General features: G+C 72.0%; 26 protein-coding genes. 18 read left to right on the forward strand and 8 right to left on the reverse strand.

The annotated features are described in order from the left end of the window. Positions 1-11: 11 nt before the first annotated feature. From BIV23_RS06955 to BIV23_RS06975, 5 genes are all read right to left on the reverse strand, one after another. Positions 12-206: a hypothetical protein gene (locus BIV23_RS06955; RefSeq protein ID WP_071374410.1), complete on the reverse strand. Its 195-nt coding sequence runs from the start codon at positions 204-206 to the stop codon at positions 12-14. Positions 207-628: 422 nt separating this feature from the next. Continuing rightward, on the reverse strand, positions 629-1,729 hold the full coding sequence (locus tag BIV23_RS06960) for an acyl-CoA dehydrogenase family protein (RefSeq protein ID WP_071379853.1): 1,101 nt from the start codon (positions 1,727-1,729) through the stop codon (positions 629-631). Further along, positions 1,726-2,943 carry an acyl-CoA dehydrogenase family protein gene (locus BIV23_RS06965; RefSeq protein WP_071379854.1) on the reverse strand — a complete coding sequence of 406 codons (1,218 nt, stop codon included), beginning with the start codon at positions 2,941-2,943 and terminating at the stop codon, positions 1,726-1,728. The genes BIV23_RS06960 and BIV23_RS06965 overlap by 4 nt, the downstream gene beginning before the upstream one ends. After that, complete coding sequence (locus tag BIV23_RS06970) at positions 2,940-3,905, reverse strand: NADPH:quinone oxidoreductase family protein (RefSeq protein WP_071379855.1); 966 nt, start codon at positions 3,903-3,905, stop codon at positions 2,940-2,942. Before BIV23_RS06970 ends, BIV23_RS06965 begins: the two co-directional genes overlap by 4 nt. Before the next feature lie 117 nt (positions 3,906-4,022). After that, positions 4,023-4,595, reverse strand: a complete 573-nt coding sequence (locus tag BIV23_RS06975) for a helix-turn-helix domain-containing protein (protein WP_071379856.1) — start codon at positions 4,593-4,595, stop codon at positions 4,023-4,025. Positions 4,596-4,659: 64 nt separating this feature from the next. On the opposite strand from BIV23_RS06975, the gene BIV23_RS06980 reads away from it, so the two are divergent. From BIV23_RS06980 to BIV23_RS07000, 5 genes are all read left to right on the forward strand, one after another. Beyond that, a complete protein-coding gene (locus tag BIV23_RS06980; RefSeq protein ID WP_071379857.1) occupies positions 4,660-5,598 on the forward strand; it encodes an NAD(P)/FAD-dependent oxidoreductase in 939 nt (312 codons plus the stop codon). A 52-nt stretch (positions 5,599-5,650) separates the two neighbouring features. Then, positions 5,651-7,195 carry an ATP-dependent DNA ligase gene (locus tag BIV23_RS06985; protein WP_071379858.1) on the forward strand — a complete coding sequence of 515 codons (1,545 nt, stop codon included), beginning with the start codon at positions 5,651-5,653 and terminating at the stop codon, positions 7,193-7,195. Continuing rightward, the gene (locus BIV23_RS06990) at positions 7,192-7,665 is read left to right on the forward strand and encodes an NUDIX hydrolase (RefSeq protein ID WP_071379859.1); all 474 of its coding nucleotides are present in this window, start codon (positions 7,192-7,194) and stop codon (positions 7,663-7,665) included. The genes BIV23_RS06985 and BIV23_RS06990 overlap by 4 nt, the downstream gene beginning before the upstream one ends. 75 nt (positions 7,666-7,740) lie before the next feature. After that, positions 7,741-9,126: an NADP-dependent succinic semialdehyde dehydrogenase gene (locus tag BIV23_RS06995; RefSeq protein WP_071379860.1), complete on the forward strand. Its 1,386-nt coding sequence runs from the start codon at positions 7,741-7,743 to the stop codon at positions 9,124-9,126. 25 nt (positions 9,127-9,151) lie between these two features. Continuing rightward, complete coding sequence (locus tag BIV23_RS07000) at positions 9,152-9,382, forward strand: DUF6213 family protein (RefSeq protein ID WP_071374401.1); 231 nt, start codon at positions 9,152-9,154, stop codon at positions 9,380-9,382. 6 nt (positions 9,383-9,388) lie between these two features. Here the strand turns inward: BIV23_RS07000 and BIV23_RS07005 are convergent, their stop codons facing one another. Further along, positions 9,389-10,045 (reverse strand): thiaminase II/PqqC family protein, encoded by a 657-nt coding sequence (locus BIV23_RS07005; protein ID WP_071379862.1) that lies wholly within the window; start codon positions 10,043-10,045, stop codon positions 9,389-9,391. A gap of 185 nt (positions 10,046-10,230) precedes the next feature. Between BIV23_RS07005 and BIV23_RS07010 the strand changes: the two genes are divergently transcribed. Genes BIV23_RS07010 through BIV23_RS07020 form a run of 3 tightly spaced genes read left to right on the forward strand, consistent with a single transcriptional unit; the run spans position 10,231 to position 13,046 of the window. After that, complete coding sequence (locus BIV23_RS07010; protein WP_071379863.1) at positions 10,231-11,295, forward strand: type III polyketide synthase; 1,065 nt, start codon at positions 10,231-10,233, stop codon at positions 11,293-11,295. 7 nt (positions 11,296-11,302) lie between these two features. Then, on the forward strand, positions 11,303-12,517 hold the full coding sequence (locus BIV23_RS07015) for a cytochrome P450 (protein ID WP_071379864.1): 1,215 nt from the start codon (positions 11,303-11,305) through the stop codon (positions 12,515-12,517). Positions 12,518-12,524: 7 nt separating this feature from the next. Further along, on the forward strand, positions 12,525-13,046 hold the full coding sequence (locus tag BIV23_RS07020; protein ID WP_071379865.1) for a cupin domain-containing protein: 522 nt from the start codon (positions 12,525-12,527) through the stop codon (positions 13,044-13,046). Here BIV23_RS07020 and BIV23_RS07025 read toward each other — a convergent pair. Beyond that, positions 13,043-14,269: an acyl-CoA dehydrogenase family protein gene (locus BIV23_RS07025; RefSeq protein ID WP_071379866.1), complete on the reverse strand. Its 1,227-nt coding sequence runs from the start codon at positions 14,267-14,269 to the stop codon at positions 13,043-13,045. The genes BIV23_RS07020 and BIV23_RS07025 overlap by 4 nt on opposite strands. 169 nt (positions 14,270-14,438) lie before the next feature. Between BIV23_RS07025 and BIV23_RS07030 the strand changes: the two genes are divergently transcribed. Next, complete coding sequence (locus tag BIV23_RS07030; protein WP_071379867.1) at positions 14,439-15,083, forward strand: TetR/AcrR family transcriptional regulator; 645 nt, start codon at positions 14,439-14,441, stop codon at positions 15,081-15,083. A 12-nt stretch (positions 15,084-15,095) separates the two neighbouring features. Here the strand turns inward: BIV23_RS07030 and def are convergent, their stop codons facing one another. Next, complete coding sequence (gene def, locus BIV23_RS07035) at positions 15,096-15,635, reverse strand: peptide deformylase (RefSeq protein ID WP_071379868.1); 540 nt, start codon at positions 15,633-15,635, stop codon at positions 15,096-15,098. Positions 15,636-15,785: 150 nt separating this feature from the next. On the opposite strand from def, the gene BIV23_RS07040 reads away from it, so the two are divergent. The 9 genes from BIV23_RS07040 to BIV23_RS07075 all read left to right on the forward strand — a co-directional run bounded on the left by BIV23_RS07040 (position 15,786) and on the right by BIV23_RS07075 (position 25,657). Further along, positions 15,786-17,024, forward strand: coding sequence for a MurT ligase domain-containing protein (locus BIV23_RS07040; protein ID WP_071379869.1), 1,239 nt, complete (start codon positions 15,786-15,788; stop codon positions 17,022-17,024). 37 nt (positions 17,025-17,061) lie between these two features. Continuing rightward, positions 17,062-17,790 carry a type 1 glutamine amidotransferase gene (locus tag BIV23_RS07045; RefSeq protein ID WP_071374392.1) on the forward strand — a complete coding sequence of 243 codons (729 nt, stop codon included), beginning with the start codon at positions 17,062-17,064 and terminating at the stop codon, positions 17,788-17,790. Positions 17,791-17,992: 202 nt separating this feature from the next. Further along, entirely contained in the window at positions 17,993-19,018 is a 1,026-nt protein-coding gene (locus BIV23_RS07050) for a 6-phosphofructokinase (RefSeq protein ID WP_071379870.1), read from the forward strand. A 120-nt stretch (positions 19,019-19,138) separates the two neighbouring features. After that, entirely contained in the window at positions 19,139-20,089 is a 951-nt protein-coding gene (locus tag BIV23_RS07055; protein ID WP_071379871.1) for a cytochrome c oxidase assembly protein, read from the forward strand. A gap of 80 nt (positions 20,090-20,169) precedes the next feature. Beyond that, positions 20,170-20,337, forward strand: coding sequence for a hypothetical protein (locus tag BIV23_RS48370; RefSeq protein ID WP_107471099.1), 168 nt, complete (start codon positions 20,170-20,172; stop codon positions 20,335-20,337). A 37-nt stretch (positions 20,338-20,374) separates the two neighbouring features. Next, the gene (locus BIV23_RS07060) at positions 20,375-20,869 is read left to right on the forward strand and encodes an Lrp/AsnC family transcriptional regulator (RefSeq protein WP_071379872.1); all 495 of its coding nucleotides are present in this window, start codon (positions 20,375-20,377) and stop codon (positions 20,867-20,869) included. A gap of 152 nt (positions 20,870-21,021) precedes the next feature. Then, positions 21,022-21,831, forward strand: coding sequence for a dimethylargininase (gene ddaH, locus BIV23_RS07065; protein WP_071379873.1), 810 nt, complete (start codon positions 21,022-21,024; stop codon positions 21,829-21,831). Then, on the forward strand, positions 21,831-23,063 hold the full coding sequence (gene rocD / locus BIV23_RS07070) for an ornithine--oxo-acid transaminase (RefSeq protein WP_071379874.1): 1,233 nt from the start codon (positions 21,831-21,833) through the stop codon (positions 23,061-23,063). Before ddaH ends, rocD begins: the two co-directional genes overlap by 1 nt. 140 nt (positions 23,064-23,203) lie before the next feature. Beyond that, complete coding sequence (locus tag BIV23_RS07075) at positions 23,204-25,657, forward strand: SpoIIE family protein phosphatase (RefSeq protein WP_425443467.1); 2,454 nt, start codon at positions 23,204-23,206, stop codon at positions 25,655-25,657. The last annotated feature ends 8 nt before the right edge of the window (positions 25,658-25,665 follow it).

A 25,665-nucleotide genomic window follows, 5' to 3' on the forward strand; every position in this document is an offset into this window, starting at 1 on the left:
CGCCCCGCGCCTCAGGGGTGCAGGCTGCTGACCAGCTCGGCGGTCGCCGTGAGCCCGGTGTTGATGGTGGGACCCATGCTGGAGCCGGCCATGAAGAACCCGAGCACCATGCAGACCAGGGCGTGCGAGACCTTCAGCCCGCCGTTGCGCATGAAGATCACGGCCAGAATCATGAGCAACAGCACCACTGAGATGGAAACGGCCATCGGGAACCTCCTCCGCCACGCCCCTTGAGTGGCGTTTCGGCCGCAAGTGTGGCGTAGCGGAGGGTTGGTCCGGGCGGCTGACATGTCCCCCGATCGAGTGGTGTTACGCCGTGGGACGGGCGTCGAGGAAGGCCTCCAGGCCGGCGAGGTCGTCGGTGTTGAGGTAGTCGACACCGGCGGCCGGCAGTGCGGTCCACAGCGCGTCGCGGCGAGTGGGTCGAGGCAGCGGGATTCGAGGGTGCGGGTCGGGTCCGGCTCGGAGCTGTCGGGACCGATGAGGAGCCGGTCGCCGACGAGGAGGATGTCGGCCTCGACGCCGTTGAAGCGGTGGCCGAGCGCGTCGAAAAGCGGGTGCGGGTGCTCTCCGGAGCAGCCACGCGAAAGAAGCCCGCCCCGGTGGGGCGGGCTTCAGCCGGGTGACGTCAGGGTGCCTGGAGGTCGACCAGCCCGGCCAGCGCCGAGCGATGCGCGCCCGCCGTGCCGTACGCGATCGAGTCCGTCTTGGCCCGCTTGAGGTACAGGTGGATCGGGTGCTCCCAGGTCATCCCGATCCCGGCGTGCAGCTGCAGCGCCTCCTCGGCGGCGTGGACGGCGACGGGGGCGGCGTACGCCTGCGCGACCGCGACCGCGATGTCCGTGTCCTCACCGGAGGCCAGCGCGTCGGCGGCGGCGCGGGCCGCGGCCCGGAGGTTGACCGTCTCCAGCCACAGCTGGGCGAGCCGGTGCTTGAGCGCCTGGAAGCCGCCGACCGGCCGGTTGAACTGCTTGCGCTCCTTGAGATAGCGGACCGTCTCGGTCAACAGCCAGTCGGCGACGCCCAGTTGCTCGGAGGCGAGCAGTCCGGCGGCAGCGCGCAGGGCACGCCGTACGGCGGGTTCCGCGTCGCCGACACGGCGGCCGGGGGCGGCGTCGAGGGTCACCGTGGCGAGCGGCCGGGTCAGGTCCAGGGCGACCTGCGGGGTGACGGTCACGGCGTCGGCGGGCACGGCGTACAGGCCGCCGTCGTCGGCCGGGACCAGCAGCACATCGGCCGCGGCCGCGTCGGCGATGCCGGTCAACTCGCCGTACAGGGTGCCGTTCTCGACGCGTACGGCCTTGGTGGCGGCGCCCGGAGCCGTGTGCAGGGCGACCGCGAGGGCGCCGATGGTGCGGCCGGAGGCCAGCCGCTCCAGCAGGTCCCCGTCGCCGCAGGCGAGCAGGGCCTCGGTGGCCACGACCGCGCTGGCGAGGTAGGGAACGGGCGCCACGGCCCGGCCCAACTCCTCGAGCACGACGGCCACTTCGCGGTGCGAGGCGCCCTGGCCGCCCTGCGCCTCGGGCACCAGGAGGCCGGCCAGGCCCATGCCGTCGGCGAGCAGCTTCCACAGGGCGAGGTCGTGCGGGGCGTCCGACTCGGTGCGGGCGATGACGCCGGCCGGGGCGCAGTGGTCGGTGAGCAGGTCCCGTACGGCGGCCCGCAGCGCCTCTTCCTCCTCGGAGTAGAGGAGATCCTGCTGTGTGCGCTGTGTCGGCTGCGTTGTCATCGGGACAGGTCCTTCCACGCGACGTCCTTGTCGGTGCGCGGCTCGGCGGGCAGGCCGAGGACGCGCTCGGCGACGATGTTCAGCAGGACCTCGCTGGTCCCGCCCTCGATGCTGTTGCCCTTGGCGCGCAGATAGCGGTAGCCGGCGTCGCGGCCGGTGAAGTCGACGAGTTCGGGGCGGCGCATGGTCCAGTCGTCGTACAACAGGCCCTCCTCACCGCGGAGTTCGACCTCCAGGCCGCTGATCTCCTGGTTGAGGCGGGCGAAGCCGAGCTTCATGCCGGCGCCCTCGGGGCCGGGCTGACCGGCGACGAGCTGCTGGCGCAGCCGCTCGGCGGTGAGGCGGGAGACCTCGGCCTCGACCCACAGTTTCAGCAGCCGCTGGTGGAGGTCGTGGGTGCGCAGTTCGGGGCGCTCGCGCCAGGTCTTCGCGACCGGGCCGATCATGCCGCCCTCGCGGGGCAGCTGCATGCCGCCGATGGCCACACGCTCGTTGTTGAGCGTGGTCTGCGCGACCCGCCAGCCGTCACCGACCTCGCCGAGGCGGCGGGAGTCGGGGATGCGGACGTCGGTGAGGAAGACCTCGTTGAACTCGGCCTCGCCGGTGATCTGGCGCAGCGGCCGGACGTCGACGCCCGGGTCGGTCATGTCGCACAGGAAGTAGGTGATGCCCGCGTGCTTGGGCACGTCCGGGTCGGTGCGGGCGATGAGGATGGCCCAGCGGGCGTTGTGCGCGCCGGACGTCCACACCTTCTGCCCGTTGACGACCCAGTCTCCCCCGCTCTCGGCTTCGCTCGAGCGGGAGGTGCCCCCACCTTCCCGTACGGCCCGGGTGCCGAGCGCGGCGAGGTCGGAGCCGGCACCGGGCTCGCTGAACAGCTGGCACCAGACCTCCTCGCCGGTCCACAGCGGCCGCAGATAGCGCTGCTTCTGCTCGTCCGTGCCGTACTTGAGGATGGTCGGCGCGGCCATGCCGAGCCCGATGCCGTTGCGGCGCGCGTCGTTGTCGGGGGCGCCGGCGGCCTCCAGCTCGGCGTCCACGGCGGCCTGGAGATGGCGGGGCGCGCCCAGTCCGCCGAGGCCCTCCGGGTAGTGCACCCAGGCGAGGCCGGCGTCGAAGCGGGCTCGCAGGAACTCCAGCCGGTCGGTGCTCGCGACCGGATACCGGTCCAGCAACTCCCGTGTGCGGCGCACCAGTTCATCGGCGTCGGTCATGCTGCTCCCTCCATCACCACGGCGATCCGGCCGATGGAGCGGCCGTCCGCCACCTTCTGCACGGCCGTGGCGGCCCCGCTCAGCGGCACCCGCTCGCTCACCAGCGGTTTGATCGCGCCGCGGGCGGCCAGCGCGGTCAGTTCCTTGTGGCAGTGCCCGATGAGCCCCGGGTTCTTGGTGGCGTACAGGCCCCAGTGCAGGCCGAGGATCGAGTAGTTCTTCACCAGGGCGTGGTTGAGGGCCGGGCTCGGGATGCCGCCACTGGCGAAGCCGACGACGACGATCCGGCCCTCGAAGGCGACGAGCTTGGCGGACTGGGCGTAGGCCTCGCCGCCGACGGGGTCGTAGATCACGTCGGCGCCCCGGCCGCCGGTGGCCTCCTTCACGGCGGCGATCACGTCCTCGCTGCGGCGGTCGACGACCACGTCACAGCCCAGCTCACGGGCGACGGCGGCCTTGTCCGCGCCGCCGACGACACCGATCACGGTGGCGCCGGCCGCCTTGCCGAGCTGGACGGCGGCGCTGCCGACACCGCCGGCGGCGGCGTGCACGAGCAGGGTCTCGCCCGCCTCCAGGTGCGCCCGGCGGTGCAGGCCGAACCAGCCCGTCTGGTAGCCGATGTGCAGCGCGGCCGCCTCGGCGTCGTCCAGCGCGTCGGGGGCGGGCAGCAGCGCGCGGGCGTCGGCGACGGCGTACTCGGCGAAACCGCCGTACGGCAGCACGGGGTTGGCGATCACCCGGCGGCCGTCCTCGGTCTCGGCGCAGATCTCCACGCCGGGCGTGAACGGCAGCGGCGGCCGTACCTGGTACTGGCCCCGGCACAGCAGGGCGTCCGGGAAGTTGATGTCGGCGGCGCGCACCCGCAGCAGCACCTGGCCGTCGCCGGGCGTGGGCGGCTCCACCTCCGCGAGGCGCATCACCTCGCTCGGCTCGCCGTTCTCGTGCACTTGCCATGCCTGCATGCGGGGCCTCCACGGGACTGCTTCGTCTGACCGGGTCCGAGGGCATACTAAGCGGTCGCTTGCCGATCAGGGAACAGCCGGCCGCCGGGAAGCCGCGTCACCTACATGTCGACCGGATCACTTCCGCGTCGGCCGCGCCCGTACGTGCATCCGCTCCCCCTGTGGCCCGAACAGACTCAGGAACTCCACCGGCCCCTCCCCCGTCGAGCCGAACCAGTGCGGCACCCGGGTGTCGAACTCGGCGGCCTCCCCGGCCGACAGCACCACGTCGTGCTCGCCGAGGACCAGCCGGAGCCGGCCCGACAGAACGTACAGCCACTCGTACCCCTCGTGGGTGCGCGGATCCGGCTCCTGCTTCCGCCGCGGTTCGAGGACCTTGAAGGCCTGGAGCCCGCCGGGCTGGCGGGTCAGCGGCCAGTGCGTGCGCCCGCCCCGGACGATCGGCTCGGCCCGCACCCGCGGATCCCCCACCGGGGGCGCGCCGACCAGTTCGTCCAGCGGCACCTGATGGGCCTGGGCGATCGGCAGCAGCAGTTCCAGGCTGGGCTTGCGCAGGCCGGACTCCAGCCGGGACAGGGTGCTCACGGAGATCCCGGTCGCCTCCGACAGCCCGGCCAGGGTCACCTCGCGCTCCTTGCGCAGGCGCCGCAGCCGGGGGCCCACCCCGGAGAGAACGTCGTCGGTACTCATGCTCGTATTGCAGAATCGGCAAAGGCATTTGTCAATACGGCAGGCCCCGGGTCACGGTCGTGCCATGACCGACAACAGCAGGTACGAAGTGGTCGTCGTCGGAGGCGGGGCCGCCGGGCTGTCCGCCGCGCTGGTCCTCGGCCGGGCCCGGCGCCGCACGCTGGTCGTCGACGCGGGCGAGCCGCGCAACGCGCCGAGCGCGCACATGCAGGGCTATCTGTCCCGCGACGGCATGTCCCCGGCCAACTTCCTGGCGGTGGGGCGCGAGGAGATCGCCCGGTACGGCGTGGAACTGGTCCGGGACCGGGCGACGGACGCCTGCCGGGACGGCGAGGGCTTCACCGTCCGGCTCGCGCGGGGCCGGACGGTGCACGCCCGGCACCTGGTGATCGCCGCCGGCCTGCGGGACGAACTGCCCGGGGTGCCGGGGCTGGCGGAGCGGTTCGGCCGGGACGTGGTGCACTGCCCGTACTGCCACGGCTGGGAGGTCCGCGACCGGCCGACCGGGGTGCTCGCGACCTCCCCGCTGAGCGTGCACCAGGCGCTGATGGTCACCCAGTGGTCCGACGACGTGCGGCTCTTCCTGCACGAGGTCGCCGAGCCGGAGCTGACCGACGTCGACCTGCGCCGGCTGGCCGCCGCCCGGGTGGCGGTCGTCCCCGGCCGGGTGACCGGGCTGGTCGTCGACGACGACCGGCTCACCGGGGTCCGGCTCGTGGACGGCACGGTCCACGACCGTGCGGTGCTCTACGCCGCCCCGCGCGCCGTCCCCCGCAACGACCTGCTGATCACGCTGGGCGCCGAACTGCGCGAGACCCCGTTCGGCAGCTACCCCGTGATCGACGAACGCGGCCTGACCACCGTCCCCGGCCTCTGGGCGGCGGGCAACGCGAGCGGCTTCGCCGAGCAGGTGGTCAACGCGGCGAGCCGGGGGTACCGGGCGGGGGCCGCGATCAACGGGGAACTGCTGATGGCGGACCTGGACGCGACAGTGCGGACGTAGTCGACGCAACGGTGCGGGTGTGGTCGGCGGGTCTCTGCGCCACCATGGCTGCATGCTGCTGGCCCGGCTCGCCCAGGTGTCCCGGGACGTCGCCGCGACGACGGCGCGGTCCCGCAAGACCGAGCTGCTCGCGGAGCTGTTCCGGGAGACAGCGGCGGACGACGTGCCGATCGTCATCCCGTATCTTGCCGGACGGCTGCCGCAGGGCCGGCTCGGCGTCGGCTGGAAGGTGCTGGGCCACCCGGTGCCGCCCGCCGCCGCTCCCACGCTCACGGTCCGCGAGACCGACGCCCGCCTCACCGAGCTGGGCAAGGTCTCCGGGCCGGGCGCGCAGGCGGAACGGGCCCGGATCGTCGGCGCGCTGATGGGCGCGGCCACGGCGGACGAGCAGGGATTCCTGCGCGGGCTGCTCACCGGCGAGGTCCGGCAGGGCGCACTGGACGCGGTCGCGACGGAGGGGCTGGCCCGGGCGACCGGCGCGGATCCGGCCGACGTACGGCGGGCGGTGATGCTGGCGGGGTCCTTGCAGACGGTCGCCCGGGCGTTGCTCGCGGAGGGGCCCGGGGCGCTGGAACGGTTCCGGCTCACCGTCGGCCGGCCGGTGCTGCCGATGCTGGCGCGGAGCGCGTCGTCGGTCGCGGAGGCGGTGCGGGGGCTCGGCGCCTGCGCGGTGGAGGAGAAGCTGGACGGCATCCGGGTGCAGGTCCACCGGGACGGCGACACGGTCCGCGTGCACACCCGCACCCTGGACGACATCACCGACCGGCTGCCCGAAGTGACTTCTGCTGCACGGGAGTTGGCGGGTGAGCGGTTCGTCCTGGACGGCGAGGTGATCTCGTTCGGCCGCGACGGCCGCCCGCGTTCGTTCCAGGAGACCGCGGGGCGCGTCGGCTCCCGGACGGACGTGGCGAAGGCGGCCGGGGCGGTCCCGGTCTCGCCCGTCTGCTTCGACGTCCTGTCGGTCGACGGCCGTGATCTGCTCGATCTGCCGTTCGCCGAGCGGCACGCGGAGCTGGCACGGCTGGTGCCCGAGCCGATGCGGGTGCGCCGCACCCTCGCCGCCGGCCCCGAGGACATCCCGGCGGCGGAACGCTTCCTCGCCGACACCCTGGCCCGGGGACACGAGGGCGTGGTGGTGAAGGCGCTGGACGCGCCGTACAGCGCGGGCCGGCGCGGCGCCGCCTGGCTGAAGGTCAAGCCCGTGCACACCCTCGACCTGGTGGTGCTGGCCGCCGAGTGGGGCCACGGCCGTCGCACCGGCAGACTCTCGAACCTGCACCTGGGCGCGCGCACCGCCGACGGCGGCTTCGCGATGCTGGGCAAGACGTTCAAGGGCATGACGGACGTGATGCTCGCCTGGCAGACGAAGCGGCTGCGCGAACTGGCGGTCGACGACGCCGACGACGGCTGGGTGGTCCGCGTCCGCCCCGAACTCGTCGTGGAGATCGCCTACGACGGCCTCCAGCGCTCCTCCCGCTACCCGGCCGGCGTCACCCTGCGCTTCGCCCGCGTGGTCCGCTACCGCGAGGACAAACGCCCCGAGGAGGCCGATACGGTGGAGGCCCTGCTGGCGGCCCACCCGGAGGTCACACCGTGACGGTGCGTGCGACGAAGCGGAGCGCGGGACTGCTGTTGTTCCGGCACACCGATGAGGGACTTCAGGTGTTGCTCGGCCATATGGGCGGCCCCCTGTGGGCGAAGAAGGACGCGGGAGCGTGGACCGTCCCCAAGGGCGAGTACGAAGGCGACGAGCCCGCGTGGGAGGCGGCCCGGCGCGAGTTCCGGGAGGAGCTGGGGATCGCGCCGCCCGACGGCGAGGCCCTGGCGCTCGGCGAGGTGGTGCAGAGGAACGGCAAGATCGTCACGGCGTGGGCGGTGGCGGCGGACCCGGATCTGTCGGGGTTCAGCCCCGGCAGCTTCGCCCTGGAGTGGCCGCCGAGGTCCGGCCGGGTGCAGGAGTTCCCCGAGCTGGACCGGGTGGAGTGGGTGGGCGTGGACCGCGCCCGCGAGGTGCTCGTCACGGCGCAGGCCGCGTTCCTCGACCGCTTGGCCGAACACACGGGCTGAACCGGACCGTACGCGTTGCGGACGCCGCGCCCGCGCGCGAAGGTCGAGACAAGCCCGCTCCCAGGGAGGTCAGCCATGCCCATCGCCACGGTGAACCCGGCGAACGGCGAGACGCTCAAGGCGTACGAGCCCATGGGCGAGGAGGAGCTGGAACGCCGGCTCCAGCTCGCCGAGGCCACGTTCCGCACGTACCGGACGACCACGTTCGCCGAGCGCGCCCGCCTGCTGCAGCAGGCCGCCGACCTGCTGGACGAGGACCAGCCGGAGATCGGCCGGGTCATGACCCTGGAGATGGGCAAACCCCTCAAGCAGGCGCGCGCGGAGGCCGCGAAGTGCGCGAAGGCGATGCGCTGGTACGCCGAGCGTGCCGAGGCGCTGCTGGCCGACGAGGAGCCCGCCGCGTCGGACGTGACGGACTCGGGGGCGTCGCGGGTGCGGGTGCGCTACCGGCCGCTCGGCCCGGTGCTCGCGGTCATGCCGTGGAACTTCCCCCTGTGGCAGGTCGTGCGGTTCGCCGCGCCCGCGCTGATGGCCGGCAACGTGGGCCTGCTCAAACACGCCTCCAACGTCCCCCAGACGGCCCTGTACCTGGAGGACCTGTTCCACCGGGCGGGATTCAAGGAGGGCTGTTTCCAGACGCTGCTGATCGGGGCGGGCGCGGTGGACGGCGTCCTGCGCGACGAGCGGGTGAAGGCGGCCACGCTGACGGGCAGCGAGCCGGCGGGCCGGGCCGTCGCCGCCACCGCCGGCGAGATGATCAAGAAGACGGTGCTGGAACTGGGCGGCAGCGACCCGTACGTGGTGCTGCCGTCCGCCGACCTCGACCGCGCGGCCGAGGTCGCGGTGACCGCGCGCGTGCAGAACAACGGGCAGTCCTGTATCGCCGCGAAGCGGTTCATCGTGCACGGCGACGTCTACGACGCCTTCGCCGGGAAGTTCGTCGCGGGCATGGAGGCGCTCAGGATCGGCGACCCGATGGCGGAGGACACCGACGTCGGCCCCCTCGCCACCGAGCAGGGTCGCGCCGATCTGGAGGAACTGGTCGACGACGCGCGGCGCAGCGGCGCCGAGGTGCTGTGCGGCGGGCAGCGGCCGGACGGGCCGGGCTGGTACTACCCGCCGACCGTGCTCGCCGGGATCCACCGGGACATGCGCATCCACCGCGAGGAGGCGTTCGGCCCGGTGGCCACGCTGTACCGGGCCGGTGACCTGGACGAGGCACTGCTCATCGCCAACGACTCGCCGTTCGGGCTGAGTTCCAACGTGTGGACGCGGGACGCGGACGAGGTGGAGCGGTGCGCCCGCGATCTGGAGGCCGGTTCCGTGTTCGTCAACGGGATGACCGCCTCTCACCCCGCATTCCCGTTCGGCGGGGAGAAACGCTCGGGGTACGGGCGTGAGCTGTCCGGGCACGGAATCCGGGAGTTCTGCAACATCACCACGGTTTGGCAGGGGGCGTGACGACGGCGGGGCTACCATCCCGTTTGTGAACCGCGAAGTGACTCTGCCGCTGATCGTCGACGACCGCGGGACCCTGCAGGTGGCTGCCGCCGATGTGAGCAAGCTCTTGCGGACCGTGGGCGGGCGCTGGCTGCGACTGGTCGAGGCCGGGGAGCAGTTGGACGAGGACACAGTGGCGGCGCTGACCATCGAGCTGGCGAAACTCGCGGACCGTATCGACGTCGCGTGCATCGCGCACAGCAGCGGGGCGCCGTAGGGATTCTCAGGCAGGTCGCCCGAGCGATTCCCAGAACATGCTCTCGTACGTTTGCAACAGCGTTCCGTACGTGTGCGCGTCGGCCGTGCTCAACGCGCCCTGGTCCAGGCCCGCCTGCACCGCGGCCCTCGCCTGTCCGTCCAGGTCCGGCGCCGGTGCCGCGAAGAAGTCGAAGAAGGCGCAGGCGTCGTCCGTGAAGCCGTAGCGCGTGCGCAGGCCCTCGGCGATGCGGGCGCAGTAGCCGCCCCAGGCCGAGAAGTTGGCGGTCAGGGCGAGGACCGTGTCCGTGGGGGACGCGTTGAGTGCCAGCCAGGAGACGTAGGCGGGGTAGGCCTGGCAGCCCGGCAGCGGGACGTACGCGCGTGCGCGCTCCTGTGTCACGCCGCAGGCCCGGGTGAAGGCCGTCAGATGCGCCGCGGCCAGTTCCTCGCCCGTCGCGAGGGTGGTGAAGTAGGCCGCGGCCGCCGGGTCCGCGCGCTCGGCCAGGTGCTGGAAGGCGCGGCGGTCGGCCGGGATCACCCACCGCTGTTCCAGGGCGAGGCGGGCCAGGGCCTCGCGGGGTGCAGCGCCGCGCTCCACGAGCGGCACGAAGCGGTTGGCCGCCGGGTCCGGGGCCAGTGCCCGGGTGGCCGTCCGGAGCAGCTCTGCGGCCGTGTCCGTCATGGTCTTTCCTCCCTCGCGCGACGTGCGGCTTCGTCTCAGACCCTGACACGGTGTCCCCGGTCTGGAGTAGTCCGGCGCGAGATCGCCGCCCTCACGGGTGATCGTGGGTGGACCACCTCCTGAGGTGAACCACCTTCTGACCGGCGGGCGAAGGCCTTCCGGAAGGCTGAAAGCAGGCGCGGTTCATGGCGACTTTGTGCAGACCGGCAGTGTCGGTTCCGGAACACGTGATCACGATGGAGGAGACGCTGGAGCTGGCGCGCTCCCGTCACGCGGACCACCCACAACTCCCGCTCGCCCTGCGGCTGATCGAGAACACGGGCGTCAAGACCCGGCACATCGTGCAGCCCATCGAGGAGACCCTGAAGCACCCCGGCTTCGAGGAGCGCAACAAGCTCTACGAGGCCGAGGCCAAGGCCAGGGTCCCCGCGGTGATCCAGCGGGCGCTCGACGACGCGGAACTCCTCACCACCGACATCGACGTGATCATCTACGTCTCGTGCACGGGCTTCATGATGCCCTCGCTCACGGCGTGGCTGATCAACGAGATGGACTTCGACCCCACGACGCGGCAGCTCCCCATAGCCCAGCTGGGCTGCGCGGCCGGTGGTGCCGCGATCAACCGGGCCCACGACTTCTGCTCGGCCTACCCCAAGGCCAACGCGCTGATCGTGGCCTGCGAGTTCTGCTCGCTGTGCTACCAGCCCACCGACCTCGGCGTCGGCTCGCTGCTCTCCAACGGCCTGTTCGGCGACGGCATAGCCGCCGCCGTGGTGCGCGGCAGGGGTGGCACCGGCATCGAACTGGAGCGCAACGGCTCGTACCTGATCCCGAAGACCGAAGAGTGGATCATGTACGACGTCCGCGCGACCGGATTCCACTTCCTGCTCGACAAGCGGGTGCCGGCCACCATGGAGCCGCTCGCCCCGGCGCTGCAGGACCTCGCGGGTCTGCACGGCTGGGACGCGTCCGACCTGGACTTCTACATCGTCCACGCCGGTGGGCCGCGCATCCTCGACGACCTGAGCAAGTTCCTCCAGGTCGACCCGCACGCGTTCCGGTTCAGCCGGTCCACGCTCACCGAGTACGGCAACATCGCCTCCGCCGTCGTACTGGACGCGCTGCGCCGGATGTTCGACGAGGGCGGCACCGAGCACCGGGCGCGCGGGCTGCTCGCCGGGTTCGGGCCCGGCATCACCGCGGAAATGGCGCTGGGCCGCTGGCGCGGCTCCGACCGAGAAACGGCATGAGTACGGCATGACGGAAGAGACACTCACCGAGACCCTGCCCCCGATCCGGCACTGGCCGGCGCTCGATCTGACCGGGACGGACTTCGACCCGGTGCTCAGAGAGCTGATGCGCGAGGGACCGGTCACCCGCATCCAGCTGCCCAACGGCGAGGGCTGGGCCTGGCTGGTCACCCGGTACGACGACGTGCGCATGGTGACCAACGACGCCCGCTTCAGCCGCGAGGCGGTCATGGACCAGCCGGTCACCCGGCTGGCCCCGCACTTCATCCCGGACCCGGGCGCGGTCGGCTTCCTCGACCCGCCCGACCACACCCGGCTGCGCCGCTCGGTGGCGGCCGCGTTCACCGCGAAGGGCGTGGAACGGGTCCGGGAGAAGGCGCAGACCATGCTGGACGAGCTGGTCGACGAACTCCTCCAGGACGGGCCGCCCACGGACCTGACGGCGAGCATCCTCAGCCCGTTCCCGATCGCGGTGATCTGCGAGATGATGGGCGTCCCGGCCGCCGACCGGCACGTCATGCACACCTGGACACAGCTCATCCTGTCCTCCGCGCACGGCAAGGAGGTCAGCGAGAAGGCCAAGCGGGAGATGGCCGCGTACTTCTCCGACCTGATCGGGCTGCGCGAGAACAGCACGGCCGAGGACGTCACCTCGCTGCTCGGCGCCGCGGTGGGCCGGCGCGAGGTGACGCTGGGCGAGGCCGTCGGGCTCGCCGTGCTGCTCCAGATCGGCGGCGAGGCGGTCACCAACAACAGCGGACAGATGTTCTATCTGCTGCTGACCCGCCCCGACCTGGTGAACCTGCTGCGCGAGCGCCCGGAGATCCGCCCGCGGGCGATCGACGAGCTCCTGCGCTACATCCCGCACCGCAACGCGGTCGGCCTGTCCCGCATCGCCATGGTGGACGTGGAGATCCGGGGCGTGCGGATCAGCGCGGGCGACCCGGTGTACGTCTCCTACCTGGCCGCGAACCGCGACCCGGATGTCTTCCCGGACCCGGAGACGATCGACTTCTCGCGCAGTCCCAACCCGCATGTCTCCTTCGGCTTCGGCCCGCACTACTGCCCCGGCGGCCAGCTGGCCCGGCTGGAGGAGGAACTGCTGGTGGACACCCTGCTGGACCGGGTGCCGGGCCTGCGCCTGGCCGTACCGCCGGACCAGGTGCCCTTCAAGAAGGGCGCGCTGATCCGGGGTCCCGAGGCCGTTCCGGTGACCTGGTGAGCGCCGGATGACCTGGACCGAGGGACTCTACGTGCCGCCGGGCCACGGCCGTGTCGTCGAGACACCGGCTCAGCGTGTGACGTTCAAGGTCACCGGCATGCATTCGCGGATGGCCTCCACCTTCGAGGTGGAGGTCCCGCCGGGCTTCGACGTGGGTGCGCATGTGCACACCCGCAGCGAGGAGCTGTTCTACGTCCTGGAGGGCGAACTCGACGTCCTCGCCTTCGAGCCCCGCATCCGTACCCCCGACAACTGGAAGGGGTGGGAGTCGAGTTCGGGCAGCCGGGTGGTCCGGGCGACCCCGGGCACGCTGATCGTCGTGCCACCGGGGTGCCCGCACGCGTTCGCCAACCCGACGGACACCCCGGCGAAGATGTTCTTCCAGGCGAGCCCCCCGCCGGATCACGAGCGCTACTTCGAGGAGCTGCTGGAGATCCTCGGCAACGGCGGCCCGCCGGACCAGGAGGCGATCGAGGCGCTGCGGGCCAAGTACGACATCGAGCAGCTCACGCCGCTCCGGCACCGTTAGCGGATGGGCATGCCCGCGAGGGTGCGGGAGATCACCAGCCGCTGGATCTCGCTCGTCCCCTCGAAGATGGTGTAGATGGCGGAGTCCCTGTGCATGCGCTCGACGGGGTACTCCCTGGTGTAGCCGTTGCCGCCGAGGATCTGGATCGCCTGGGCCGTGACCTTCTTGGCCGTCTCGCTGGCGAACAGCTTCGACATGGACCCCTCGGCGGCGGTGAACGGCCTGCCGTTGACCGCCATCCACGACGCCCGCCACACCAGCAGCCGCGCGGCGTCGATCTGCGTCCGCATGTCCGCCAGTTGGAAGGCGACGCCCTGGTTGTCGATGATCGGCCGCCCGAACTGCTCGCGGGTCCTGGCGTAGTCGAGGGCGACCTCGTACGCGGCACGGGCCGTGCCGACCGCCATCGCTCCCACGGCGGGCCGGGACGCCTCGAACGTCGCCATCGCCGCGTTCTTCACCCGCTCCCCGCCGGACTTCGCCTTCTCGCGCGCCCGGGCGAGGCGCTCGTCGAGCTTCTCCTTGCCGCCCAGCAGGCAGGAGCCGGGGACGCGGACGTCGTCGAGGACGACCTCGGCGGTGTGCGAGGCGCGGATGCCGTGCTTCTTGAACTTCTGGCCCTGGGAGAGGCCCTCCGTGCCCGGCGGGACGATGAAGGAGGCGTGGCCCTTCGAGCCCAGCTCCGGGTCGACGCTGGCGACGACGACGTGGACGTTGGCGATGCCGCCGTTGGTCGCCCAGGTCTTCGTGCCGTTGATCACCCACTCGTCCTTGGCCTCGTCGTACACGGCACGCGTGCGCAGGGAGGCGACGTCGGAGCCGGCGTCGGGTTCGGAGGAGCAGAACGCGGCGACCTTGACATCGTTCGGGTCACCGTACATCTGCGGGATCCAGGTGCCGATCTGCTCCTCGGTCCCGTTGGCGAGAACGCCCACGGCGGCGAGGCCGGTGCCCACAATGGAGAGGGCGATGCCCGCGTCGCCCCAGAACAGCTCCTCCATCGCCATCGGGATGCCGAGCCCGGTGGAGTCGAAGTACTGCTGTGCGTAGAAGTCGAGGGAGTAGATGCCGACCTTCGCCGCCTCCTGGATCACCGGCCAGGGAGTCTCCTCGCGCTCGTCCCACTCGGCGGCCGCGGGGCGGATCACGTCGGCGGCGAAGCCATGGAGCCAGTCCCGGACTTCCTTCTGTTCGTCGTTCAGCTCCATGGTGAACTCGGCCATGTCCCCTCCAGCGGCGGCAGTGCATGTTACTTGCGGTAACCCAAGTCTGTTACCCGCCAGTAGGAAAAGTCAACCGCCAAGGGCTCCTCGGCATCCCGTTCGATGTCAGGGGCACAGTCAGTGTTAGTTTGCGCAGGCGTCACCGAATCAGCACGGGTGGGGAGAGCACATGGACACCACACAGCGGACCGAGCAGCAGCGGTCCGCCGACCGCAGACGGCGCGAGCTGCTGGAGGCCGCGGACCGGGTGGTGCTCCGCGACGGCCCGCAGGCGTCGATGAACGCGATCGCGGCGGAGGCCGGCATCACGAAGCCGATCCTGTACCGCCACTTCGGCGACAAGGGCGGGCTCTACGCGGCGCTCGCCAAGCGGCACACCGACGCGCTCCTCGCGTCGCTGCGGGCGGCGCTGGACGCCCCCGCGGACCGGCGCGAGCGGGTCGAGTCCACGCTGGACACCTACCTCGCCGCGATCGAGGCACGCCCCCAGGTGTACCGGTTCCTGATGCACCCGGCCGAGGGGAGCACCGGGACCGACCAGGGCTTCGACGTCGGCAAGCACAGCGCACCGCTGCTGCGCAGGATGGGCGAGGAGCTGGCACAGGTCATCGAGGAGCGGGTCGACCTGGGCCCCGGCAGCCAGCAGCTCGCACGGGTGTGGGGGCACGGGATCGTCGGGATGATGCATGCGGCCGGGGACTGGTGGCTGGGGGAACGACCGTGTTCCCGCGCCGAGTTGGTCCGCTCGCTGGCCGACCTGCTGTGGGGCCGGCTCGCGGCGGCGGGGGACAGGATCGGCGGCCCGGGGTTCTAGGGCCTGCCGGGCCTAGCCGCTCCAGGGGGCCCGGGAGATCTGCCTCAGCAGTCTTCGCCTGCGCCAGCCTTCGACGCGGTCCGCGTACACCCGGCCCTCCAGGTGGTCGCACTCGTGCTGCAGGCACCGGGCGAAGAAACCCGTGCCGTGCACGGTGACCGGCTCCCCCGTCACCGTGCGGCCCTCGACCACCGCGTGGTCGTACCGCTCCGTCCCCGCCTCCAGCCCCGGCAGGGACAGGCAGCCCTCGGGGCCCCGGAGCACGATGCCGTCCGCCTCCACCAGGCGGGGGTTGACCACATGTCCCAAATGCCGCACATCCTCGTCATCCGGACAGTCATAGACGAACACCCGCAAAGGCACCCCGATCTGATTCGCGGCCAGACCCACCCCCTGTGCCGCGTACATCGTGGCGAACAAGTCCTCCACGAGATCGGCCAGTTCCGGGCCGAAGTCCGTGACGTCCCGGCAGGGCTCGCGCAACGCCGCGTCGCCGAGCAGGGTGAGAGGCCGGACTCGCCCGTGGGCGCCCGCAATGGAACCGTGTCGCATGGCCGCAAGGGTACGGTTCGTTCGACCCACGCCCGTCGCGCAGGGATGGGCAGGATTCGGGAGTGCGAACGGATCTCGATAGGCTGAGGTCCACACCACGTTGCCGGATGGCCCCAGGCGCGGCGCGTACGCAAGGAGGATCGAGAACTGATGGCAGGCAACTCGGACCCGCTCACGCCGCGGGCCAAGCTGGCCGTGACGGCGGGCAAGGCGGTCGCTGCGGCATCTCGCGCCGCGGGGCGCGGCAGCGGGTCGGTGATCGGTGGCCGGGTCGCGCTGAAACTCGACCCCGACCTGCTCGCCCGGCTCGCGCAGAACCTGGACGTCGTCCTGGTGTCGGCGACCAACGGCAAGACCACGACGACCCGGCTGATCGCCGAGGCGCTGCGCGCCGCGGGCCCGGTCGTCTCGAACGCGCTCGGCGCCAACATGCCGGCCGGCATCACCTCCGCCCTCGCGGGCGGCTCGGAGGCGAAGTTCGGCGTCATCGAGGTCGACGAGAAGTACCTGGCCGGTGTGGCCCGGGACACCAGCCCGAAGTGCATCGCGCTGCTCAACCTCTCCCGCGACCAGCTCGACCGCGCCGCCGAGACGCGGATGCTGGCCGAGAACTGGCGCGAGGGCCTGTCCGGCTCCAAGGCCGTCATCGTCGCCAACTGCGACGACCCGCTGGTCGTGTGGGCCGCCTCGTCCTCGCCGAACGTGGTCTGGGTCGCCGCCGGGCAGATGTGGAAGGACGACGCCTGGTCCTGCCCGTCCTGCGGTGGCGTGATGCAGCGCCCCGGAGAGGACTGGTACTGCAACGAGTGCGGCTTCCGCCGGCCCCAGCCGACGTGGGCGCTCTCCGGCGACCACGTGCTGGACCCGCACGGGTCCGCCTGGCCGATCCATCTCCAGCTGCCGGGCCGCGCCAACAAGGCGAACGCGGCCAGCTCCGCCGCCGTGGCCGCCGTCTTCGGGGTGCCGCCGCAGGTCGCCCTGGAGCGGATGTACCAGGTGCAGGCCGTGGCCGGGCGGTACGACGTCGTCCAGTTCCTCAGCCGTGATCTGCGGCTGCTGCTGGCCAAGAACCCGGCCGGCTGGCTGGAGACGTTCTCCCTGATCGACCAGCCGCCCGCGCCGGTGATCCTCTCCGTGAACGCCCGCGGCGCCGACGGCACCGACACCTCCTGGCTGTGGGACGTCGACTACACCCGGCTCACCGGCCACCCGATCTTCGTGATCGGCGACCGGAAGCTGGACCTCGCCGTCCGTCTGGAGGTCGCGAACCAGCACTTCCAGGTCTGCGACACGCTCGACCAGGCCGTGCAGGCGTGCCCGCCCGGCCGGATCGAGGTCATCGCGAACTACACCGCGTTCCAGGACCTGCGCCGCCGCGTCGGCAACTGATCTTCCGATCCTCTGATCCGCGAAGGGCGATCACCTCATGAGCGACAACCAACTGCGGCTGGTGTGGATCTACCCGGACCTGCTGAGCACCTACGGCGACCAGGGCAACGCGCTCGTCGTGGAGCGCCGGGCCCGCCAGCGCGGCCTGGACGTGGCCCGTCTCGACGTGCGCAGCGACCAGCCGATCCCGACCTCCGGCGACATCTACCTGATCGGCGGCGGCGAGGACCGCCCGCAGCGGCTCGCGGCCGAGCGACTGCGCCGCGACGGTCATTTGCAGCGGGCGGTGCAGAACGGCGCGATCGTGTTCTCCGTCTGCGCCGGCTACCAGATCCTCGGGCACGAGTTCATCAACGACCTCGGCCAGCGCGAGCCCGGCCTCGGCCTGCTCGACGTGGTCTCGGTGCGCGGCGAGGGCGAGCGGTGCGTCGGCGACGTGCTCGGCGACATCGACCCGCAGCTCGGCCTGCCCCAGCTGACCGGCTTCGAGAACCACCAGGGCGTCACCCACGTCGGCCCGAACGCCCGCCCGTTCGCCCGGGTACAGATCGGCAAGGGCAACGGCACCGGGGACGGCACGGAGGGCGCGTACAACGGGACCGTCTTCGGGACGTACATGCACGGCCCGGTCCTCGCCCGCAACCCGCAGATCGCCGACCTGCTGCTGAAGCTGGCGCTCGACGTCAACGCGCTCCCGCCGATCGACGACCGCTGGTACGAGGCACTCCGGGGCGAGCGCATCGCGGCCGCGCAGCAGCCCGCGTAAGCCGCACGTCAGCGCGCCTTCAGCGTGGTCCGGCAGACTCCGTGACGGGCCCGCCTGACGGCCCGTCCGCTCATATGCGCGGGCGCGTCCAGCAGGCGGACGCCCGCTACGGAGCGACCCCCTCACGCCGGTAGGCTGGCCGGGAATCCGCCGGACGACGTGGTCCGGTCTCCCGGCCCACGTTGAGAAGGTATTTCGGGCTATGCGCATTGGTGTCCTCACGTCAGGCGGCGACTGCCCCGGCCTGAACGCCGTCATCCGGTCCGTCGTGCACCGTGCCGTCGCCGACCACGGCGACGAGGTCATCGGTTTCCGGGACGGTTGGAAAGGCCTCCTGGAGTGCGACTACACGAAGCTCGACCTCGACGCCGTGGGCGGCATCCTCGCCCTCGGCGGCACCATCCTCGGCTCCTCCCGGGTCCGCCCCGAGCATCTGCGCGACGGCGTGGCGCGGGCGAAGGGCCATGTCGAGGAGCTCGGCCTGGACGCGATCATCCCGATCGGCGGTGAGGGCACCCTGAAGGCGGCCCAGCTGCTGTCGGCGGGCGGACTGCCGATCGTGGGCGTGCCCAAGACGATCGACAACGACATCGCCGTCACGGACGTCACCTTCGGCTTCGACACGGCCGTCACCGTGGCCACCGAGGCCCTGGACCGGCTGAAGACCACCGCCGAGTCGCACCAGCGCGTGCTGATCGTGGAGGTCATGGGCCGGCACACCGGCTGGATCGCGCTGCACTCCGGCATGGCGGCCGGCGCCCACGCCGTCGTCGTACCGGAACGGCCCTTCGACATCGACGAGTTGACGCGGAAGGTCGGCGCGCGGTTCGAGGCGGGCAAGCGGTTCGCCATCGTCGTCGCGGCGGAGGGCGCCAAGCCCAGGGCCGGCTCGATGGCGTTCGACGAGGGCGGCAAGGACATCTACGGCCACGAGCGCTTCGCCGGCATCGCCCGGCAGCTGTCGGTCGAGCTGGAGCACCGGCTCGGCAAGGAGGCCCGGCCGGTCATCCTCGGGCACGTCCAGCGCGGCGGCACGCCGACGGCCTACGACCGGGTGCTCGCCACGCGCTTCGGCTGGCACGCGGTGGAAGCCGTGCACCGGGGCGAGTTCGGCCGGATGACCGCCCTGCGCGGGACCGACATCGTGATGGTGTCGCTGGCGGAGGCCGTGGAGACGCTGAAGACGGTGCCGGTGGCGCGGTACGACGAGGCGGAGTGCGTCCTGTAGTCCCACCTCGTTCTGTAGTTCACCCGAGAACAAGCCGCCCCCGGTCACGGTCGTGGCCGGGGGCGGTTCTAGTCTTGGGGCGGACAACTCGTACAACCCCCACGAATCAGGAGCCGCAGGATGGACCACAGCGGGCACGGCATGATGATGGATCTGCCGCCGTTCACGCTGGGACGGGGGCTTCAGTGGTCCACGGACCCGTTCTTCCTCGTCGCCTGCCTGCTCGGGCTCGGACTGTACGGCTGGGGTGTCGCACGGCTGCGGCGGCGCGGGGACCAGTGGTCCGCCGGCCGTACGGTGGCGTACGTCGTCGGGGTGCTGACCGTCGCACTGGTGATGTGCACCAAGCTGAACGACTACGGCATGGTCGTGTTCAGCGTGCACATGGTGCAGCACATGATCATCAGCATGCTGTCGCCGATCCTGATCCTGCTCGGCGCCCCGGTCACGCTGGCGCTGCGCGCGCTGCCCGTGGCCGGCAAGGGCCGCAGGGGGCCGCGCGAGCTGCTGCTGGTGCTGCTGCACAGCCGCTACATGCGGATCATCACGCACCCGGCGTTCACGATCCCGATGTTCATCGCGAGCCTGTACGTGCTGTACTTCACCCCGCTCTTCGACACCCTGATGGAGTCGAGGGCCGGGCACATCGGGATGATGGTGCACTTCTTCGCCGTGGGCGTGGTGTTCTTCTGGCCGATCATGGGCGTGGACCCGGGCCCGCACCGGCCGGGGTACGTGATGCGGATGCTGGAGCTGTTCGCGGGCATGCCGTTCCACGCGTTCTTCGGCATCGCGTTGATGATGGCGTCGGAGCCGATGGTGAGCACCTTCCGGCACCCGGCCGCCTCGCTCGGCATCGACGCGCTGTCCGACCAGAACGCGGCCGGCGGCATCGCCTGGGCGTTCAGCGAGATCCCGTCGGTGCTGGTGCTGATCGCCCTGCTCTTCCAGTGGTACCGCTCGGAACAGCGCCAGGCCAAGCGCATGGACCGCCTCGCGGACCGCGACGGCGACAAGGAACTGGCGGCGTACAACGCCTATCTGGCCTCGCTCAACACCCACAAGAGCTAGCCGGAGGCATCCCGTCCGGTCCCGTCGGGCCGGGTTTCGAGGCACCATGGTCAAGGACGGACCAAGAGAAGGGTGTCGCGATGCCCGGTTCCATGAACGGTTCCACCAAGGCGATGGGGGCTCTCACGGTCGGCGGGCTCGTCGTCGTGACCGCCTACACGGTCGCGCTCGGCAGCAACGGCTGGCTGTGGTTCGGCTGGGTGGTGCTGGGCCTGCTGACACTCGCCATGGTGGTCACCCAGTCCTAGCTCGGCTCCGTGCGGTCGGGCTGATTACAGTGCCCGCATGAACAGCAGGACCGCCTCCTTCGACGACCTCGACCGCCAGATCATCACCGCGCTGATGGCGAACGCCCGGACCAGCTTCGCCGAGATCGGCGCGGGCGTGGGGCTGTCGGCCACCGCGGTCAAGCGGCGCGTGGACCGGTTGCGGGAGACCGGGGTGATCACCGGGTTCACGGCCACGGTGCAGCCGTCCGCGCTGGGCTGGCGCACCGAGGCGTACGTCGAGGTGTACTGCGAGGGCGCGGCGCCGCCCCGGCGGCTGGCGGAGGTCGTCCAGGCCTACCCGGAGATCACCGCGGCCATGACGGTGACCGGTGCCGCGGACGCCCTGCTGCATGTCCGGGCGCGGGACGTGGAGCACTTCGAGGAGGTGCTGGAGCGGATCCGCACCGAGCCGTTCATCCGGAAGACGATCAGTGTGATGGTGCTGTCCCACCTCCTCCCGGAGAGCCCGGAGGCGGGCGCCACCCAGCCGGCCCCGGACGGACCGGAGTGAGTACGGTTATGCGCAGCACTCGTGCGTGAATATCCGCAAGAACGCATCGATACTGCGTATGCACGCAGCTCTTCGCACTTGTCGGCCGTGGATCTCCGTTTCTACCGTTGTGACACCCCCCAGTGACACACAGGAACCGGAGGAGACCCTCTGTGGCCGAAAGCCGTGTGCCGCGCTCCCGGCGCTTCCTCGTCTGCGAACCCAGACACTTCGCCGTCCAGTACGCGATCAATCCCTGGATGCATCCCGACCGGCCAGTCGACGTGGACCTCGCCCAGGAGCAGTGGCAGGAGCTGATCCGCACCTACCGCTCCCTCGGTCACACCGTCGACTCGGTCGAGCCGGTGCCCGGTCTGCCCGACATGGTCTTCGCCGCCAACGCGGCGTGCGTGGTCGGCGGCCGCGTCTTCGGCTCCCTGTTCCACGCACCCGAGCGGCGCCCCGAGTCCCAGCACTACGACACCTGGTTCAAGGCGGCGGGCTACGACGTCTACCGCCCCGAGGCGGTCACCGAGGGCGAGGGCGACCTGGTGTGGACGGGCCGGTACGTGCTGGCCGGCACCGGGTTCCGCACCACCCGCGAGGCGCACCGGGAGGCCCAGGAGTTCCTCGGCCACCCGGTGATCGGCCTGACCCTGGTGGACCCGTACTTCTACCACCTGGACACCGCGCTGTTCGTCCTCGACGACGACAACATCTGCTACTACCCCGAGGCGTTCTCGGCGGGCAGCCGCGAGGTGCTGCGGCGGCTCTACCCGGACGCGGTGCTCGCCACCCGCGACGACGCCCTCGCGTTCGGCCTGAACTCCGTGTCCGACGGCCGCAACGTCTTCATCGCCCCCCAGGCCGAGGCCCTGGCCGAGAACCTCGCCGGCCACGGCTACGTCCCCGTCCCCGTCGACCTGTCGGAGTTCCACAAGGCCGGCGGTGGCATCAAGTGCTGCACCCAGGAGATCCGCTGATGACCGCGCCCACCCGTGTATCCGTGCCGACGCGTACGTCCGCCGACCTGATCCGTGCGGAGGAGCCGGTCGTCGCGCACAACTACCACCCACTGCCCGTGGTCGTCGCCCGGGCCGAGGGCACCTGGGTCGAGGACGTCGAGGGGCGGCGCTACCTCGACATGCTCGCCGGCTACTCGGCGCTGAACTTCGGCCACCGCCACCCGGCGCTGATCGAGGCCGCGCACCGCCAGCTCGACCAGCTCACCCTGACCTCCCGCGCCTTCCACAACGACCGGCTCGCCGAGTTCGCCGAACGGCTCGCGGAGCTGACCGGCCTCGACATGGTGCTGCCGATGAACACCGGCGCGGAGGCCGTGGAGAGCGCCGTCAAGGTGGCCCGCAAGTGGGCCTACGACGTCAAGGGCGTACCGGACGGACAGGCGACGATCGTCGTCGCGGCGGAGAACTTCCACGGCCGTACGACGACCATCGTCAGCTTCTCCACCGACGAGACGGCCCGCAGCGGCTTCGGCCCGTTCACGCCCGGCTTCCGGATCGTGCCGTACGACGACCTCGCCGCGCTGGAGGCGGCCGTCGACGAGACGACGGCCGCGGTGCTGATCGAGCCCGTCCAGGGCGAGGCCGGGGTCGTCATCCCCGCCCCGGGCTATCTCGCCGGGGTGCGCGAGCTGACCCGGCGCGAGGGCTGTCTGTTCATCGCGGACGAGATCCAGTCGGGCCTCGGCCGCACCGGCCGCACCTTCGCCGTCGAGCACGAGGACGTCGTGCCGGACATGCTGTTGCTCGGCAAGGCGCTCGGCGGCGGCATCGTGCCGGTGTCGGCCGTGGTGGCCCGGCGCGAGGTGCTGGGCGTGCTGCACCCCGGCGAGCACGGCTCGACGTTCGGCGGCAACCCGCTCGCGGCGGCGGTCGGCACGGCCGTGATCGACCTGCTGCGGACCGGCGAGTTCCAGCGCCGGGCCGCCGCGCTGGGCGTGGTGCTGCGGGACGGACTGGCCGAGCTGGTCGGCGACGGCGTGGTCGGCTTCCGGGCGCGCGGGCTGTGGGCGGGCGTCGACATCGACCCGACGATCGGCACCGGCCGCGAGATCAGCGAACGGCTGATGCGGGAGGGGATCCTGGTGAAGGACACCCATGGCTCCACGATCCGGCTGGCTCCCCCGCTGACCGTCACGGAGGAGGAGTTGCGCTCCGCGCTGGCGGCGCTGAAGCGGGTCCTGGCCGCGTGACGTCGGCGTGACGTGGACGGGGGCGGCCGTACGCGGTCGCCCCCGGCTCGTTTCGCGACGCCGCATCCGATGCCCGAAGGGTGAAGATTGAGTCATGAAGGGGTAGACCACTCTCAGCGACAGAGAGGTCGGCCGTGGGCATGCACGAGAAGCAGGACGTCGCCCGGCAGCGGTTCGACGTTGCCGATGCCGCGCCCCTCCTGCTCGACGCACAGGGCGTGGTGACGAGCTGGACCCGCGACGCCCAGCGGCTGCTGGAGTACACGGCCACCGAGGTGGTGGGCACCAGGGTGACCGGCCTCCTGTCCGCCGAGGACGCGGCGCGGGTGCCCGAGCTGGGCGAGCGGTGCCGCAGGAACGGCGGCTGGGCGGGGCTGCTGACCGCAGTGCGCAAGGACGGGCGGCCGGTCCGCGTGATGGTCCGGATCACTCCGGCGATGGAACCGGGCGGCGCGCCGCACTGGCTGGTCCTGCTCTGCGACATGTCCGGGGCCCGCGGCTGGGACATGAGCCGTGCGGTCCTGGAGCAGATGGTGACCGACTCCCCCGTCGGCATAGCGATCGTGGACACCGATCTGCGGTGCGTCTGGTCGAACGCCGCGCTGGAACGGTTCGGCGGGGGCTCCCCCGGGGAGCGGCTGGGGCGGCGGCTGGCGGAGATCCAGCCGGGCGTCGACGCCGAGGGCATCGAGGCGCAGATGCGGCGCGTGCTGGGGACCGGCCGCCCGGTGGTCGGGTACGAGCATGTGGGCCGGGTGCGTTCCGCGCCGCTCCGGGAGACGGCGCACATGATGTCGTTCACCCGCCTCGACGACGACCAGGGCCACCCCATGGGCGTGTACTACACCGTCGTCGACATCACCGACCGGCACCGCGCCCGGCAGCGTCTCGCCCTGCTCGACCGGGCCGGTGAGCAGATCGGCCGCACCCTGGACATCGTGCGGACCGCGCAGGAACTGGCCGACGTGGCCGTGCAGGACTTCGCCGACTTCGTCTGCGTGGACCTGCTGGACTCCGTGCTGCGGGGCGCGGAGCCGGAGCCGGAGCCGCCGTACGGCACCGGCGGGGTGCCGCTGCGGCGGGCCGGGCACCAGTCGGTGGACCCGGGGGTCCCGGAGGCCGTCGTCGGGATCGGCCAGGTGGCCGCCTACCTCGTGGGATCACCGCCCGTCCACTGCCTGGCCACGGGCTCCTCCTGGCGCGAGGAGCGGCTCGACCCGCTGGGCGAGGAGTGGGCCGCGGACCTCCCGGGCGGCCACCGGGCGACGTTCCTGGAGCTGGGCCTGCACAGCGTGATGGTCGTGCCGGTCCGCGCGCGCGGTGTCACGCTGGGCGTCACGTCGTTCTTCCGGCGCCGCCGCCAGGAGCCGTTCGACGCGGACGACCTCAGCCTCGCCGAGGACCTGGTGTCCCGGGCGGCGGTCTGCGTGGACAACGCCCGGCGCTACACCCGCGAGCGGGACGCCGCGCTGGTCCTCCAGCGCAGCCTGCTGCCGCGCCGGCTGCCCGAGCAGGACGCCGTGGAGGTGGCCGCCTGCTACCGGCCGGCCGACGAGCTGACCGGCCTCGGCGGCGACTGGTACGACCTGATCCCGCTGTCCGGCGCGCGCGTGGCCCTGGTCGTGGGCGAGGTGCCGGGGCACGGGATCGACGCCGCCGCGGCCATGGGCCGGCTGCGCACCGCCGTACGCACCCTCGCCGCGCTGGATCTGCCGCCCGAGGAGGTCCTCGCGCACCTCGACGTCGTCGCGCGCACGGTCCGCGAGGAGGAGCAGCGGCCCTCGGCCGCGCAGGCCGTCGACGCCCGGGCGGTGGGGCCCGGGTGCGTGTACGTCGTCTACGACCCCGTCGACGGGCAGTGCACGATGGCCGCCGCGGACCATCCCGCGCCCGTCGTCGTGCTGCCCGACTCGACCGTCGTCCGCGTCGACGTCCCGCAGGGCCCGCCGCTCGGGGTGGGCGGCCCGCCCTTCGAGTCGGTCGAGCTGGCCCTGGCCGAGGGCAGCACGCTGGCGCTGCACACCGACGGGCTGCTGGCCCACCGGGACGGCGGCGGGACGGACGACACGGACCGCGACCGGCTGCGCACCGCCCTGGCCCGCCCCGCGTCCTCGCTGGACCGGCGCTGCCGGGCCGTGGTCGACGCCCTGGTGCCGGACCGGCCCCGCGACGACGTGGTCCTGCTGATGGCCCGGACCAGGCTGCTCGGCGCCGGCCGGGTCGCCGACTGGGACCTGCCCGCCGACCCGGCCATGGTCGCGGACGCCCGCAAGGAGGCCGTCCGGCAGCTGGACGAGTGGGGGCTGGAGGAACTCGCCTTCACCACCGAACTGATCGTGAGCGAGCTGGTCACCAACGCCATGCGGCACGCGCAGGGCCCGATCCAGCTGCGGCTGATCAGGAACCGGTCGCTGATCTGCGAGGTCTCCGACGGCGGCGCCACCGCACCTCATCTGCGTCATCCGCGCACCACCGACGAGGGGGGCCGTGGGCTGCTGCTGGTCTCCCAGTTCACCGAGCGCTGGGGAACCCGGTTCGTGCCCGCCGGAAAGGTCATCTGGGCCGAGCAGAACCTGATGGAGCCACCGGCCTGACGTGCGTG

Source organism: Streptomyces monashensis, assembly GCF_001866665.1.
Classification (GTDB): Bacteria; Actinomycetota; Actinomycetes; order Streptomycetales; family Streptomycetaceae; genus Streptomyces; species Streptomyces monashensis.

Coding starts and splice junctions, on each gene's coding strand:
- BIV23_RS07005 (WP_071379862.1), bottom strand. CDS start 10,045: ATGACGGACACGGCCGCAGAGCTGCTCCGGACGGCCACCCGGGCACTG.
- BIV23_RS06980 (WP_071379857.1), top strand. CDS start 4,660: ATGACCGACAACAGCAGGTACGAAGTGGTCGTCGTCGGAGGCGGGGCC.
- BIV23_RS06975 (WP_071379856.1), bottom strand. CDS start 4,595: ATGAGTACCGACGACGTTCTCTCCGGGGTGGGCCCCCGGCTGCGGCGC.
- BIV23_RS07040 (WP_071379869.1), top strand. CDS start 15,786: ATGGCAGGCAACTCGGACCCGCTCACGCCGCGGGCCAAGCTGGCCGTG.
- BIV23_RS06955 (WP_071374410.1), bottom strand. CDS start 206: ATGGCCGTTTCCATCTCAGTGGTGCTGTTGCTCATGATTCTGGCCGTG.
- BIV23_RS48370 (WP_107471099.1), top strand. CDS start 20,170: ATGCCCGGTTCCATGAACGGTTCCACCAAGGCGATGGGGGCTCTCACG.
- BIV23_RS06985 (WP_071379858.1), top strand. CDS start 5,651: ATGCTGCTGGCCCGGCTCGCCCAGGTGTCCCGGGACGTCGCCGCGACG.
- BIV23_RS07025 (WP_071379866.1), bottom strand. CDS start 14,269: ATGGCCGAGTTCACCATGGAGCTGAACGACGAACAGAAGGAAGTCCGG.
- BIV23_RS07010 (WP_071379863.1), top strand. CDS start 10,231: ATGGCGACTTTGTGCAGACCGGCAGTGTCGGTTCCGGAACACGTGATC.
- BIV23_RS07060 (WP_071379872.1), top strand. CDS start 20,375: ATGAACAGCAGGACCGCCTCCTTCGACGACCTCGACCGCCAGATCATC.
- BIV23_RS06965 (WP_071379854.1), bottom strand. CDS start 2,943: ATGACCGACGCCGATGAACTGGTGCGCCGCACACGGGAGTTGCTGGAC.
- BIV23_RS07050 (WP_071379870.1), top strand. CDS start 17,993: ATGCGCATTGGTGTCCTCACGTCAGGCGGCGACTGCCCCGGCCTGAAC.
- BIV23_RS06970 (WP_071379855.1), bottom strand. CDS start 3,905: ATGCAGGCATGGCAAGTGCACGAGAACGGCGAGCCGAGCGAGGTGATG.
- BIV23_RS07020 (WP_071379865.1), top strand. CDS start 12,525: ATGACCTGGACCGAGGGACTCTACGTGCCGCCGGGCCACGGCCGTGTC.
- BIV23_RS07030 (WP_071379867.1), top strand. CDS start 14,439: ATGGACACCACACAGCGGACCGAGCAGCAGCGGTCCGCCGACCGCAGA.
- BIV23_RS07075 (WP_425443467.1), top strand. CDS start 23,204: ATGCACGAGAAGCAGGACGTCGCCCGGCAGCGGTTCGACGTTGCCGAT.
- BIV23_RS06995 (WP_071379860.1), top strand. CDS start 7,741: ATGCCCATCGCCACGGTGAACCCGGCGAACGGCGAGACGCTCAAGGCG.
- BIV23_RS07015 (WP_071379864.1), top strand. CDS start 11,303: ATGACGGAAGAGACACTCACCGAGACCCTGCCCCCGATCCGGCACTGG.
- def (WP_071379868.1), bottom strand. CDS start 15,635: ATGCGACACGGTTCCATTGCGGGCGCCCACGGGCGAGTCCGGCCTCTC.
- BIV23_RS07055 (WP_071379871.1), top strand. CDS start 19,139: ATGGACCACAGCGGGCACGGCATGATGATGGATCTGCCGCCGTTCACG.
- BIV23_RS06960 (WP_071379853.1), bottom strand. CDS start 1,729: ATGACAACGCAGCCGACACAGCGCACACAGCAGGATCTCCTCTACTCC.
- BIV23_RS07045 (WP_071374392.1), top strand. CDS start 17,062: ATGAGCGACAACCAACTGCGGCTGGTGTGGATCTACCCGGACCTGCTG.
- rocD (WP_071379874.1), top strand. CDS start 21,831: ATGACCGCGCCCACCCGTGTATCCGTGCCGACGCGTACGTCCGCCGAC.